We start from the raw sequence: 14,009 nt of genomic DNA, 5'->3' as shown, positions 1-14,009 counted from the left end.
GAGCCGCTGCGCGGCTCAGCGGGAGTCCAGTCACGTTGCCGTCCCCCGCGTCGCTGCGCTCCGCTCGACAGCGAGGTTTCATGCGCACCAACATTTTTCATCGTCACCTCACATCCCACACCCGAGAGCAACGACAGACCGGGACGCGCTGCGCGCGCCGCACACACCACCGCCGCGCTGCTGACTCCCCGTCCCGACATCATGCTCCCATCATACCCCACACCCGAAGTCGGCACCAGACGACACGAAACGCCACTAAACACCAATTCCGTTACACAGCAAGGATATAACCCGATATCACAGACTCGCGATGCGCATTACAACAGTGAAACCTTGCACACCAACATTATTCACAACAAGCATTGCGTCACAACACATTTCAAAAACACGCCGAAAACAGCACTCCACCGCGCCCCCACCACCCCACACACCCCCTACACCGACCCCACCCACACCCGCCGGCACCACCGCCGGCCCCACACCGGGACATGCCATCACCCCAGGTCACCCTCTATGAGAGGCGCCCGCGATGATCGCTACCCTTCCTTTTGGAATTGAAGAGTTGAAAGGGAGGATGGCAAAGTGGCGAGTAAGTCGCATCCATTCGGGACCCCCTCTGCCTGGTCCATCTCGAAAGAGGATCCCATCTGGCAGCCACCCTCCCCCGGTATGCACGCTACGCAGTCAAGCGGCCAGGATCTCGACTTGCACATGGGATGGGACCGGTTCGAGAAACTGGTCCTGGCGGTTGCTAAAGGCAAGATCGGTGCCTCCACCGTTGAGTACCGGCGATACGGAACTCAAGGCCAAACACAGCACGGAATCGACATCGCCTGCCGGGAACCGGATGGGCGATACAGCGTGGTCCAATGCAAGGAATATCAGAACTTCACCCCTGGAGATCTCCGCAAGGCCGTCGAAACCTTCGACGCAGGTGACCTCAAGTTCAAAGGCGAGGTCCACCAGTTCATCGTTGCCGTCAGTTGCAGCACCCAAGCCACCCAGATAGCCGATGAGCTGCACGATCTCCAGGAGGAATATCCCGATTTTCAGATCGACCTGTGGGGATCGGAACAGCTCAATGACGAATTACGACAGCGCCCTCACATTGTGACTCGGTTCTGGAGTCTCCAAACCGCCGAATGGTTCTGTCCCGACGCCCCACCCGCTGCGGAACCACTTCCTAACCCCGACCGGCTCACACAAGCACACCGCGTGCTCGCCGGGCCGCTCAAAACCGATGACGTCGCTCCGAGACTGGCTGCCGCCGACCAGAACATGACCAGCGCACCGTCTGAGGCAGCAACCGTCTACGAAGAACTGGCTACTGAACTCGACACCGCAGGATTCCGAGCCCACGCACAAGTCCTGCGCCGGAAACAGCTACAGGCGCTCATCGCCGCAGGCGCAGCGGAGGAAGCCACTGCCCTCGCCTGCCATCTGGCCGCGGTCAGTATCCACAACGCAGATCCCGAGCAAGCTCAATCCGACGAGGTCTGGCTCGCCAAACACGCAGGCGTCGGGCTCGGCACGTTGTTACCTGGCCCGTCGGCAGCAACCGCAACGCCGAAGATGAAACATCATGCGACCCTGATCGATACCGCAACCAGCAGTTATCTGGACCCCTTCGGCGACCTAAGCGCACTGCGTGCCGAGCTCACGAATACGCAGATCGGATGCGATTCAGTACCCGAGCAGCCTCTCCTCGTTCTGCTACTTGCCGAACTGATGCTGATCGATGAAGCCGACCAGCTAGAGACCGTCGATGACCTGCTCCAGAACGCCATCGACCAAGCCACCCGAACACAGCTTTCTGACGTCCCCAACGACGTCGTCCTACGTCTTCGTCTCATCCGCGCCGAATACGACCAGGACGAACGAGCCGCACTTATCCAGAGTGCCGGCCGACACCAGCTCACCGACCTCGAACACGCAGCTCTCGTCCACGCCCGAGCCGCACGCTGGTATACCCTTTCCGGCAACCCCGACCAAGCGCTCGATCACTGGTACCACGCCATCAACGACGGCATCCATGCCCACTTGACCAACGACGCTGCTCAGTGGATGGCCTCGATACAGCGACTCAAAATCGCCTACGGCGTGAGGATCGAGCAGGAACATCTCCTCGTGCAGGCGCTGCGAGACAGCCACGGAAAGAGACTGCTCCACCGGTACCGCGACCTGCGCGATCACGCACTGACCATGCACGCCGCCGGCAAGCCAAACCGTGCCGTACCCAGCGCACGCCGGTGGCTCGCCGACAGCATCGTGACCGGACGCTGGTCGGACGAGCGCCAAGCACTCGAGTTTCTCGGCGACGTGTACCGCTCCGCGACCGAACCCGACCGTGCCGCGCGCTACTACCAACGCGCCGGCGCCACGACAAAGCTGTCCGATCTCATCCGCGAGGTCGGCGACCATCGGCTTCCCTGCGAGCCCCTCGACGGCGCCCCCTCGTGGGAACTGCAAGCACGATTCCAGACGCTCGCTCGGCAAGCAGACCTCATCGACGATGCCACTGCTCAGCAGCTCCTCAAACGCACCACGGAGCTCACGCACCGGCGACTGGCGGACGGGCTGCGCGACAAACTCACCGCCTCCATCGTCACGGCGGCGTGCGCTCTCGCTGCCCGCGGCACCATCGACCAGGCCCAGGCCATCCTCGATCTGATGGCCGGCGATGTGCCACGCGGGCCCAACGCGTCCCGCCCCAGCGACAAGGCGCACACTCGCGCGTGCACCGAGATCATCAAGGCCCATCCGTCCCTGACCACTCAGGCCATGTCCCGCCTGATAGACCTCGCCGCCGGAAAAGTGAACGAGGCGTTCACAGCGCTCGGCGCCGCCGGGATAGTCGGTGTCCTGCGCGGCGAGACCAACGCTCAGCCGCAGGGTACAGCGCACGTGGACAGCATCCCTGTGACCAGTGAAGACCGGGCCATGCTCAAAGGGCGTATCGAAGAGCTGATCCCGAAGTCCCCCAACGCAGTGCGCCTGCTCCAGAAGATCGAGCCCCACAGTCCTCTTCTCCGGCCCGCAGCCGAAGCGACACTCACCCACATCCACCAACAGGCAGAACCGAATCCCCCCGCAAATGCCGTCGTTACCACCACTGAGGACGTACTGCTCATCCGTGCGCTCAGCGAGGACAAGCAGCAATCATGCTTGAAAACGCTCCTGTTCATTGCCGATCGACCCCACGAACCCGCCGAACAGCGAAGGGCTGCGCTCATCGGTGCCAGCCACTTGATCGACCTCCAACCGTCCGAGACTCGAGCAGAGGCCTTCGAGCAAAGCCGCAACTACGTGCAGGGCGAGACGGGCGACAGCGCGGTCGACGCCCAGTTGACCGGGCTCCCTGCGTCGTGGGATCCCGCCCAAGTCGATGAGGACACTCCCTCGCTCCGAGGCGCCGGCCTCAAACTCGCCTTCGCGGCCGCCGACACAGACGAGCAGTACACATGGATTCGCGATCAAGCTGTCGCGCTGTTGAGCAGTTCGGACACATCCGACATCAAGACCGCCGCGCATGTACTCCACAGTCTCCCTAGCGGGATAACCGACGGACTCGATCCGAGACTGCTGAGTAACCACCGCCACGCCCCGGTCCGGCAACTTGCCGCCACGTTGAGCACCCGAAACCTGGACGCCTACGAGGGCACCGCCACCCGTTTGGCCCACGATCCCGCCCTGGGTGTGCGCAGAGAACTGGCACAGAGTCTCACCCACGCCGACAGCCCCACCGAAGCGGTCGAACGACTCAGACAAATCCTCCAGCACGACGCGCGCCACACCGTGCGCCGTGAACTCACCGAGCTGTAGTGCACCGGTGCGGTCAACCCCTCCTGCTCCCGATCGATCGCACGGACATAGGCCACCGCGACCGTGCAGATCAGAGGACGGCGCCTCACCACCGGGGCTGTTGGTGGCTGCGAGGACCCCACGAGGTTCCGCAGCCACCACAGCGGCGCTACGCGATGAGCTTGTGTGCGGCTGTAGCGACCGCACACGTCGCCATGATCGCCGGGACCACACCACCGGTCAGGAACCCGAGGGTTCCCCCCATCCCGGCGAGAATGGCGATAACCACCCAGCGCAGCGGCAGACCCGGAGGTTCCTGACGCCTGGGGGGCTTACCGCCGGTAGCGATCGTCGTTATTGTGGGCATGGTTGTACCTCTTCCTTGTTGACGAGGCGACTTCTGTGGCCTCCGGGGTGCCAGCCCGGGGGCCACATCGCCCGCTCGACCACCCGGAGCGGGTAACGAGCGAGCCGCTGAACTGCGGCTTCCTCATTCCTAGTGGACACAGCAGCTCCAAGCCAGCGAAGTCGTGCTACTCTCGATTACGGCTTAACCGGCCAGTTGGACAATATGACTCGCAGCAACTGGGGACGCCGCTTTATGGCCGGTTAAAACGTTCAGGATAAGGAACCGGTATGGGTGTCAAAATCTTCGCGTCGGCCTTCGGAAATGGGGGCGTCCGACGCTTCCTCGACCTCTCCCGTGCCCCTACCGCGAAGGAAGCTGCGGCCCTGGCGAAGCGTAAGGATCGTCTGATAGACGCCGGCAAGTCCCGATCCGAAGCGATGAACGAGATGCGCCGCCTGGCTGATACGGGCGGCCTCGAAGAAATCCGCCTTCGAAGCGAATTCATCCGTCTCGCGGTGCCGCCCACGCGGACGGATTACTCCGACCGCAGCGTCCCACCTTCTGAGGATCGCCCTCCGTCGACCCGCCTCATGAGCCCCAACGGCATCGCATTGAAGTTCCTCCTGATTGCACTTTTCGAAGCGCAGTCGAGAACCAAGCCCGGGCAGAAACCTGCCGGAAACTCCACTCCACTCATAGGGCGCTCGACCTCGGACATCTCCTGGTCGCGGTACATAGCGTCCGGTGCGCGCCCATCAGGCAAGGGAAAACACCGGATGAGCCCTGCAAACAAAAAACTCCGAACACTCCGAGAGACAATCGACCGTCTCGAGAAGGAAGACCTGGTCGACTGCCCTAACCGCAGTGCCCCAAAAGACAAGCAGGAGGGATTCCTGCTGATGCGCGAGGACGCAGTTCCCGGCCGAACGGGAGACCTGTACAAAGTCCCATCGGAAGACGACGACTACTTCACCGTTCCTACACACCTGTTCACCAACGGATGGATCTACGTACTCGAAGACAGTGAGCTGGCTCTACTCCTCATCGCCACACGAATGCGGCACAAGTACGGTGACACCGGCCACCGGATCACCGCCTCGACACGCCTGCTGAATTACGGCCTCAGCCGGGACGCCTTCTACGCCCATCAAATGCTCGATAACCTCAAGCTCCTGCAGGTGCTTCCGGACGAAGCCCGCTGGCTCGACGGCACCCGGGTAGAGAACTACTCGGCACGAGGAGCCAAACCCCACTCCCTACGGTTCCTCCCCGAAGGGCTCCAAAAGGACGGCCCAACCGCCCTCCTAGACGAGATCGAATACCAGCTGGGACGGATCTGACTCATGCCCTTCCCAGGAAGATCCGGATAGTGGCACCAATTCCGCAGATGAGGGGTCCGTCAAGTTAACGGTGTAACTGGTTGAACTGTAGCTACTTTCGTCCAGCGGACAGGCGTCCGTCGAAGGTGATCTCGAAGGCGTTCAGTGCTGCCTTCCAGCGGTTGGACCAGCGTTGGCGGGCGGTGCCTTTGGGATCGAGGCTCATGATGGCCAGGTACACGCATTTCAGGGCCGCGGCCTCGGTCGGGAAATGACCGCGGGCCTTAACGGCCCTGCGGATTCGGGCGTTGACACTCTCGATGGCGTTGGTCGTGTAGATGACCTGTCTGATGGCGTTGTCGAACTGCAGGAACGGCACGAACTCGGCCCAGGTGTTGGTCCAGAGCCGGATGATCGCGGGATAGCGTTTCTCCCATTTGTCGCTGAACTCGGCGAACCGGTCCAGCGCGGCCTGCTCCGACGGCGCGGTGTACACCGGTTTGAGGTCCTTGGCGATCTCGGCCCAGTCCTTGCGGGAGGCGTAGGCGTAGGTATTGCAGAGGAGGTGGACCACGCAGGTTTGCACGATGGTCTGCGGCCACACCTGCCCGATCGAGTCGGGCAGATGCTTCAGACCGTCGCACACGACGATCAGCACATCCTGCACACCACGATTCTTCAGCTCCGACAACACCCGAAGCCAATACTTCGCCCCCTCCCCGTCGCCGTGCTCGCCGGCCCATAATCCGAGGATGTCGCGGGTGCCGTCCACAGTCACCCCCATCACGACGTAGATCGGCCGGTTGGCCACGTTGCCGTCGCGGATCTTGACGTGGATGCAGTCGATGAACAGCACCGGATACACCGGGTCCAGCGGCCGGTTCTGCCACTCGGCCATGCCGTCCATCACCCGTTCGGTGATCGTCGAGATCGTCTGCTTGGACACCTCGGCGCCGTAGACCTCGGCCAGGTGCGCAGAGATCTCACCGGTGGTCAGTCCCTTGGCCGACAGCGAGATCACCATGTCCTGCACCCCGGTCAGCCGCCGCTGCCGCTTGGCCACGATCTTCGGCTCGAACGAGGACTCCCGGTCCCGGGGTACGTCGAGCTCGACCGGGCCGGCCTCGGTCAGCACGGTCTTGGCGCGTCTGCCGTTGCGGGAGTTGCCGCTGCCCCTGCCGGCCGGGTCATTCTTGCCGTAGCCGAGGTGGTCGTCCATCTCGCCCTCGAGGGCGGACTCCACCACCAGCTTGGTCAACTTCGCCAACAACCCGCCCTCGCCGGTGAGCTGGAGGCCTTCGGCCCGCGCCTGATCCACCAGTTCCTGCAGCCGGGCATCGCTGACACCCACAGGTGCCGAGTTCGATTCGTCCTCACGATCAATCACATCGGTCATGGTGGTGCATCTCCTTTCAGAGTTACACCGTTGTTCTTACAGTCCCTCGGATGCCGGCAGCGCGACCTGCTCCTCTGGTTCAGGGCTCACAGCTCCGGCACCGGCACGGTTCCGAAATCGCCCTCGGATGGCGTCGACAGGATGCGGGCGAGCTCCGGGTCGGCATACACCTCCGCGGTATGACGCCACATTTCGATGGTGCGGGCCGCGAGAGCCGGATTGTCCAGGGATGAGCCTGCGCGCAGCGATGTGATGAGCTCGTTGATGAAGTCGGCGCCTTCCTCGTCGGAGAGGTAGCTCACCCACGGAAACGCCGCCTCGACGACCGTGCGGACAAGCCCGGGGTTGTTCGCGTGCAGCAGGGCATCGACCATGGCCGTCGCCGCTGTCAGGACTGCACGTTCCTGCTCGGCTCGGGTCGCTGTGATCAGGACGAGATCTTCGTCATTGCGTCGGGTCGCGCGCAGCGGGCGTGCGCTGGAGCGCTGCCACGCCGACAGCGTCGCTTTGCCCTTGTTCTGGATGTCCGAGAACGGAACCTCATGCGCCGACATACTTTCAATTTACTTTTAAAGTATGTCTTCGGCGAGGTGTCCTAGGGGTAAGCCGTGCTCGGTGGGAGTCAGCCGAAGTCGACGCCGCTCCCGCTTTACCGTGCGCGTCGTTCCAGCGATTGGGGTCGAACGCGCTCGCCGGGGCCAGAGGTGTCACCGGCTCCGTGTGCCGGCGCTGACGGAGTGGGGGCGCTGCTGGTCGTCGTGGCGGCCGGTTCAAGGGTGACCTGCACGCTGATCTGAGGCCCTTCTCGCTTGATCTCGACGCGGACCTGCGCCCCCGTAGGTGCCGGTGATGCCTTGTCGAGCAGGTAGGCGCAGATCAGGCGGTCGTGGATTTCCGGCGCGACGCCGAGTGCGACTGTGCTCGAGATGGCTGCAGCGCCATTCGATGCGCGGAAGGCGGTAACGAGTTCGTCGACGATGCGGTCGAGCCGCAGCGCGGTTGCTGTGGTCATCTTCTGGCGGCGCACCAGAGTGTTGGGTGCACCCTGTTGGGATGCGACCCATCCTGCGCTGCCGAGTGTGGAGGTTCGGCGCGCGGCATGGGCACGCCGAAGTGCGGTGGACGCAGTCCGTGCGCGCAGCGGCAGAGACGATCTCGTCATCAGTCGATCCTTATCCGTGGATGTAACGCTGGATCAGGGCGCTGAAGCGCGCGTGCGCCATGCGCAGGCCGGTAATGCGTTGTCCCTTGTCCGCCATAGTCGCTAAGCCTCGGAGGACACGCGCGGCGTCTTTTCGAGAACCTGTGCAGGGTTGGTCGAGTTTCCAGACCCGGAGGTCGTCTCGGTGTTGGTGGACGATGGCCATCAACGAGCTCAAGTCTTCGACATCCTTCGGGTGATGGCGGCTGTTCCAGGCGAGCGCTTTGAGCACGACCGCCGATTCCACGTCCGGTATGCATACGGTGAACGTGGTGGACTCACCGTTGTAGAGCTGGGCGTGGACCGTCACCTCAAGCGGCTGGGAGTGCAGTGCGAGGGACAGTCCGGGAATGGCGTCGAAGCCGAATTTCTTGTCGCCGAGGAATTTTGTTTCTCGTCCTTGGCCGGAGGTCGCTGGTACCAGCAGGTCGACTGCGAGGGGATGGTCGGGATCGCCGGAGGGTGCCTCCCATCTGTTCCCCCGGACGCGCGTGTATCCGCGGCCTACGAGTTTGGTGTCGAGGTCGGGACTTCCTGCGATTTCTGGCGAGATGCCGGCGTCCGCGTCGGCGGTGGCACGTTGGTGTGCGTCGCTGGTGGGATAGACGTAGGTGAGCAGATGGACCATGTGGCCACCGATGACCCGATAGTCGAGACCTGCGGCTGCGGCGGCCAGGTCCGCAAGGGCGCGAAGACCGAGATCGGCTGCGTTCGATGCCGATTGGACGACGATGTCGGTCACTGCCGGCGGCTATCGACGTACCGCGCCATGAAGGATCGCGTCCTGTAGGTGTTCGGCTGCGTCGAGTGCGTCTGTTCCTTCACCATGCATCACATCGTGCAGCGCAATGATCGGGTCGACGAAGTCGGGGGTCGAGTCCGTGAGAACGGCGGCGGTACGCCAGAGGGTGGGATCTTCTGGGACGGTTGCTGTGAAGGTGCCCTCCTCGCGTGAAGCGACGCTGAATCCGGCAGGGACGAAATCGAGAAGTTCGCGCATATAAAGGGCCGCTGTGACCGGCATGCGCCAGGGTGCGTAATGGTCGGCGGCGATGTCTCCTGTCTGGAGGCAGTCGATGTCCATGTTGCGGCACAGCTGTCGTGCGTGGGTGATCTGCCCAGTGGGCGCGTCGAGTCCGTACCAGTAGGTGCAGGCACCTCCCGGGCCGGGATATTCGTCGAGGAAGCGGGTCAACAGTTCCTGCCGTCGGTGGACCGTCCAGCCGCCTTCTGCCGGTTCGACATACTCGTGGCCTTTGAGAGCTTTCGACACAGCCTGGGGTGTGGTGTGCAGATGATTGGCCAGGATCGTCTGGGGCAGCGGTTGGGGGGACAAGAGCAGGAGGCGTTCGATCGCCCACCGGATCCACGGCGGTCGCCCCCTGCGGCGGAGCGGTATGTGGTCGGGTGTGGGTTGATTGATCGTCGTGGAGTAGTCGGTGCCGTCGACGATCAGACGCCGTTCATCTACAGCGAGGAGGTGGACGACCGAAGCGTGGGCCAACTGCGTGAGATGTGAAGTGGCGCGGGCGACAACGAGAAAGAGCTTCACGTCGCGTTGCTTGTTATGTTGCGTGTCGACAAGTTTTTTCAGGGCGCTGGGTGTGGGCGGCGACGCAGACGCTTTCATTCGCACGGGCAGTGCCTGCCGACCTGGCGGGGTGAGCACCCAATTCGCGAGCGAGCCGTTCGTTTCCGCCCGGAAGTCGGCAGCGCGAAGCACGCTCAGCGCGTCTGTGATCAGGTCGCTTGTCGACTGCATGGCACCTACCAGATCGATAATTCATATGCAAACAACCTATAGTGTATACGATTGGATTACGTTGATCGACGCGCCGCGCTGAATCCACACGCGGGCACACAAGAGTTCTGCGTCAGAGCTGCAGTCTCGGCGGTAGATGGCAGTGAAGAGTCTGCGAGACGGTCCTGCACCGATGGCGGCCGTAGCCCGGTTTGCCCGCTGATTCGATCACTGTCAATATTGATGGGTGTCGATTCAAACTGATAGCGGTGACCTTTGTTGTGCACCACTGGTACGGGAACCTCTGACGGAGGACTGGGCCGGGGAGCTGGCTCGGATGTTCAAGGCGATCGGAGACCCGGTGCGCCTACGGATGCTCAGCCTGATCGCCAGCCACGAGGGCGGCGAAAGCTGCGTGTGCGACATCAGCCCGGCCTTCGACCTGTCCCAGCCGACCATCTCGCATCACCTCAAGGTGCTGCGCGAAGCCGGTCTGCTCGACTGCGAACGCCGCGGAACGTGGGTGTACTACCGGGTGATCCCCTCTGCCTTGACCCAGCTGTCGGCCGTGCTGTCCCCGGAACGCGGAGTCGTCCCGGGCTCGGACTGCGCCGTCGTCGACGATGCCGCGGAGGCAACGCGATGACCACGACGAACACCGAACACCCGGCGGTCGTCGGGAAGATGTCGACCCTCGACCGATTCCTGGCCGTGTGGATCGGCGCCGCCATCGTCGTCGGCCTGCTACTGGGCCGGATGATCCCCGGACTCGGTGAAGCATTGAGCTTCATCGAGATCGACGGCATCTCCCTGCCGATCGCCCTCGGTCTGCTGATCATGATGTACCCGGTGCTGGCGAAGGTGCGCTACGACCGCCTCGACACCGTCACCGGCGACCGCAAACTCCTCATCAGTTCCCTGATCCTGAACTGGATCCTCGGACCCGCCCTGATGTTCGCCCTCGCCTGGCTGATGCTGCCGGACCTGCCCGAGTACCGCACCGGCCTGATCATCGTCGGTCTCGCGCGGTGCATCGCCATGGTCATCATCTGGAACGACCTCGCGTGCGGGGACCGCGAAGCCGCGGCGGTGCTGGTGGCGATCAACTCGGTCTTCCAGGTGATCATGTTCGCCGTTCTCGGCTGGTTCTACCTGTCGGTGCTTCCCGGCTGGCTCGGTCTCGAACAGGCCGCCCTCGATGTCTCGCCGTGGCAGATCGCCAAGTCGGTGCTGATCTTCCTCGGCATCCCCCTGATCGCCGGTTTCCTCACCCGCCACTTCGGCGAAAAGGCCAAGGGCCGTGAATGGTACGAGGACACCTTCCTGCCGAAGATCGGGCCGTGGGCGCTGTACGGTCTGCTGTTCACCATCGTGATCCTGTTCGCGTTGCAGGGCGAGCAGATCACCTCCCAGCCGCTCGACGTCGTGCGGATCGCTCTGCCGCTGCTGGCGTACTTCGCGATCATGTGGGGCGGGGGTTATCTGTTCGGCGCCGCGATCGGCCTCGGCTACGAGCGCACCACCACGCTCGCGTTCACCGCGGCGGGCAACAACTTCGAACTCGCCATCGCGGTGGCGATCGGCACCTTCGGGGTGACCTCCGGGCAGGCACTGGCCGGAGTGGTCGGACCACTGATCGAGGTTCCCGTCCTCGTCGCCTTGGTGTACGTCTCCCTCGCCCTGCGTAAACGCTTCACCCGTCACGAGTCGGCACACGTGCCCGCATCGAAAGAGGTTTGATCCGTGAGCACACCGAGTGTGTTGTTCGTCTGTGTCCACAACGCCGGTCGCTCGCAGATGGCCGCCGGGTTCCTCACCGCCCTCGCCGGTGATCGGATCGAAGTGCGTTCGGCCGGTAGCGCCCCGGCCGAGCAGGTCAATCCGGCCGCGGTCGCGGCGATGGCCGAGGTCGGCATCGACATCTCCGGTCAGAATCCGAAGATCCTCACCACCGAGGCGGTGCAGGCATCGGATGTGGTGATCACGATGGGGTGCGGGGACACCTGCCCGGTGTTCCCGGGCAAGTCCTACCGGGACTGGGTGCTCGACGACCCTGCCGGGCAGGGCATCGAGGCGGTGCGCCCGATCCGCGACGAGATCAAGGCCAAGGTCGAAGCCCTCGTCGCCGAGTTGACCACCCAGTCCTCACCGCGCTGACCTGCGAGGTTCTTCGATGACGACGAACGTCAAGGTGCTCGTGATCGGCGGTGGGCAGGCGGGTCTGGCTGCCGGCTACTACCTGCGCCGGGCCGGGCACCGCTTCGTGATCCTCGACGATCAGCACAGCCCGGGCGGGGCGTGGCCGCACATGTGGCCGTCGCTGCGACTGTTTTCCCCGGCGGAATTCGCGTCCCTGCCGGGGTGGCCGATGCCCCGCTGGCCGGACGGTTTCCCGCCTGCACGGCATGTCGTCGACTATCTCACCGCCTACGAAGCCCGCTACGGCCTGCCGATCGAGCGGCCGGTGCGGGTGCAGGCGGTACGCCGCGACGGCCCTGATCTGCTGGTCGACACCGACCGCGGGCAGTGGCGGGCGCGGCGGGTGATCAGCGCCACCGGTACCTGGCAGCGACCGTTTCGGCCGAGCTATCCGGGCATGAAGGTGTTCACCGGGCGGCAGTTGCACACCGTCGACTACCGCACCCCGACCGAGTTCACCGGCGCCGATGTCGTCGTGGTCGGGGGTGGCAACTCCGCGGCTCAACTCGTCGCCGAGATCTCCACCACCGCGGCAACCACGTGGGTCACCAACCGGCCCCCGCGGTTCCTGCCGGATGGTGTCGACGGCCGGGCGTTGTTCGAGCTCGCCTCCCGCCGTGCAGTGGCTCTGGCCGCCGGACAGTCCGATCCCGGCGGCATCGCCGCCCTGGGGGACATCGTGATGGTTCCGGAGGTCCTCGCGGCACGTGAGCGTGGCGTCTTGACCGCGCTGCCGATGTTCGATCGGCTCACCGTCGACGGCATCGCCTGGGGTGAGCGTCACCAGCGGGCTGATGTCGTGGTGTGGGCGACGGGTTTTCGGCCTGCCCTCGCGCATCTGCGGCCGTTGCGGTTGCGCGATCGCACGGGCACGGTGCCGGTCGCCGGCACCCGCTCGCTCAAGGAATCGCGCCTGCATCTGCTCGGCTACGGCGACTGGACCGGTCCCGGTTCAGCCACCCTCCTCGGCGTCGGCCGCACCGCCAAGGCCACTGTCGCCGACCTCGACCTCGACCTCGACAACTGACCTGCGGAAGGACCTCGACCGTGAGCGCACCCTCGGTGCTGTTCGTCTGTGTGAAGAACGGCGGAAAATCCCAGATGGCCGCCGGCCTGATGCGGGCCGCCGCCGGCGACACCGTCGCGGTGCATTCGGCCGGCACGAAACCCGGCACCAACATCAATGCTTTGGCGGCCGAAGTACTCCTCGAGGTCGGCGTCGACATCACCGGCCAGACCCCGGTACCGGTCGACCCCCAGCTGGTTCGGAACGTCGATCTCGTGGTCACCCTCGGCCGCGAAGCCCACCTCGATCCGGTGGCCGGGACACAGTTCGAGAACTGGGACACCGACGAGCCGTCCGAGCGCGGCATCGACGGCATCGAACGGATGCGGCTGGTCCGCGACGACATCGCCGCTCGTGTCACCGACCTCGCCGAGCGGCTCCGTCGCTGAAGACACCGTTGTCGGCCACCCGAAGCGGGGTGGCCGACCTCGAGGGAAGCCGTTCAGCAGCAGGACGGTGCGGTCGAGGTCTGCTGTGTGTCCTCGGCCGGGGCCGCAGCGGTGCCGCAGCACACCCCACCCTCGGCGGTGGCCGGGTCGTCGAGGTGCTGTGGGCTCGAGCCGAAGGTCTCCGAATCGGCGAGGACGGTGTAGACCTCCCACTTCTCCCCGGCCGGGCCGGTGACCCACACTTTGTCCTGGGTGGCGAAGCAGCAGGTGGTGCCGATCTCCTCATCGGTGAACAGCCCTTCGCCGGTCAGGCGGGCAATCTCGGCATGGACCTTCTCGCTCGATTCCACCTCCACGCCCAGGTGGTTGATGGTGCCGCCCTTGCCAGGGTTCTCCTGCAGCACGAGCTTGAGCGGCGGCTCGGCGATCGCGAAGTTCGCGTAGCCCGGCTTAAGCTTGGCCGGTTCGGTGCCGAACAGCTTCGAGTAGAACGTGACCGCTTCGGTCAGGTCGTCGACGTTGAGGGCGAGTTGTGCGCGGGACATGAC

13 protein-coding genes are annotated in these 14,009 nt (G+C 64.2%); 7 read left to right on the top strand and 6 right to left on the bottom strand.

What is annotated here, in order from left to right:
• Positions 1 to 669 precede the first annotated feature (669 nt).
• Together OCS65_RS29815 and OCS65_RS29810 are read left to right on the top strand one after the other, a co-directional pair.
• The gene (locus OCS65_RS29815; protein WP_263510600.1) at positions 670 to 3,822 is read left to right on the top strand and encodes a hypothetical protein; all 3,153 of its coding nucleotides are present in this window, start codon (positions 670 to 672) and stop codon (positions 3,820 to 3,822) included.
• Between the two features lie 615 nt (positions 3,823 to 4,437).
• Complete coding sequence (locus OCS65_RS29810) at positions 4,438 to 5,490, top strand: hypothetical protein (protein ID WP_263510599.1); 1,053 nt, start codon at positions 4,438 to 4,440, stop codon at positions 5,488 to 5,490.
• Between the two features lie 91 nt (positions 5,491 to 5,581).
• Here OCS65_RS29810 and OCS65_RS29805 read toward each other — a convergent pair whose 3' ends face one another.
• The 5 genes from OCS65_RS29805 to OCS65_RS29785 form a co-directional block, all read right to left on the bottom strand.
• Positions 5,582 to 6,865, bottom strand: coding sequence for an IS256 family transposase (locus tag OCS65_RS29805; protein WP_263510559.1), 1,284 nt, complete (start codon positions 6,863 to 6,865; stop codon positions 5,582 to 5,584).
• A gap of 86 nt (positions 6,866 to 6,951) precedes the next feature.
• Positions 6,952 to 7,419 carry a hypothetical protein gene (locus OCS65_RS29800; protein WP_106201742.1) on the bottom strand — a complete coding sequence of 156 codons (468 nt, stop codon included), beginning with the start codon at positions 7,417 to 7,419 and terminating at the stop codon, positions 6,952 to 6,954.
• Positions 7,420 to 7,514: 95 nt separating this feature from the next.
• The gene (locus OCS65_RS29795) at positions 7,515 to 7,877 is read right to left on the bottom strand and encodes a hypothetical protein (protein ID WP_263510598.1); all 363 of its coding nucleotides are present in this window, start codon (positions 7,875 to 7,877) and stop codon (positions 7,515 to 7,517) included.
• A 160-nt stretch (positions 7,878 to 8,037) separates the two neighbouring features.
• On the bottom strand, positions 8,038 to 8,808 hold the full coding sequence (locus tag OCS65_RS29790; RefSeq protein WP_024100416.1) for a hypothetical protein: 771 nt from the start codon (positions 8,806 to 8,808) through the stop codon (positions 8,038 to 8,040).
• 9 nt (positions 8,809 to 8,817) lie between these two features.
• Positions 8,818 to 9,828, bottom strand: coding sequence for a hypothetical protein (locus tag OCS65_RS29785; protein ID WP_263510597.1), 1,011 nt, complete (start codon positions 9,826 to 9,828; stop codon positions 8,818 to 8,820).
• Between the two features lie 226 nt (positions 9,829 to 10,054).
• Between OCS65_RS29785 and OCS65_RS29780 the strand changes: the two genes are divergently transcribed.
• Genes OCS65_RS29780 through OCS65_RS29760 form a run of 5 tightly spaced genes read left to right on the top strand, consistent with a single transcriptional unit; the run spans position 10,055 to position 13,461 of the window.
• Positions 10,055 to 10,453: an ArsR/SmtB family transcription factor gene (locus OCS65_RS29780; RefSeq protein WP_024100418.1), complete on the top strand. Its 399-nt coding sequence runs from the start codon at positions 10,055 to 10,057 to the stop codon at positions 10,451 to 10,453.
• Complete coding sequence (gene arsB / locus OCS65_RS29775) at positions 10,450 to 11,547, top strand: ACR3 family arsenite efflux transporter (protein WP_263510596.1); 1,098 nt, start codon at positions 10,450 to 10,452, stop codon at positions 11,545 to 11,547. Before OCS65_RS29780 ends, arsB begins: the two co-directional genes overlap by 4 nt.
• Before the next feature lie 57 nt (positions 11,548 to 11,604).
• Complete coding sequence (locus tag OCS65_RS29770; protein ID WP_394855218.1) at positions 11,605 to 11,964, top strand: arsenate reductase ArsC; 360 nt, start codon at positions 11,605 to 11,607, stop codon at positions 11,962 to 11,964.
• Positions 11,965 to 11,980: 16 nt separating this feature from the next.
• Positions 11,981 to 13,033 (top strand): ArsO family NAD(P)H-dependent flavin-containing monooxygenase, encoded by a 1,053-nt coding sequence (locus OCS65_RS29765; RefSeq protein ID WP_263510594.1) that lies wholly within the window; start codon positions 11,981 to 11,983, stop codon positions 13,031 to 13,033.
• A 20-nt stretch (positions 13,034 to 13,053) separates the two neighbouring features.
• Complete coding sequence (locus OCS65_RS29760) at positions 13,054 to 13,461, top strand: arsenate-mycothiol transferase ArsC (RefSeq protein ID WP_263510593.1); 408 nt, start codon at positions 13,054 to 13,056, stop codon at positions 13,459 to 13,461.
• A 53-nt stretch (positions 13,462 to 13,514) separates the two neighbouring features.
• Here the strand turns inward: OCS65_RS29760 and OCS65_RS29755 are convergent, their stop codons facing one another.
• Entirely contained in the window at positions 13,515 to 14,006 is a 492-nt protein-coding gene (locus tag OCS65_RS29755; protein WP_263510592.1) for an ArsI/CadI family heavy metal resistance metalloenzyme, read from the bottom strand.
• Positions 14,007 to 14,009: the final 3 nt, after the last annotated feature.

It is taken from the genome of Rhodococcus aetherivorans, assembly GCF_025722975.1.
In the GTDB taxonomy this organism is placed as follows: Bacteria; Actinomycetota; Actinomycetes; order Mycobacteriales; family Mycobacteriaceae; genus Rhodococcus; species Rhodococcus aetherivorans.
The sequence above is the reverse complement of the archived record's forward strand: the minus strand, read 5'-3'. Positions and strand labels throughout refer to the sequence as shown.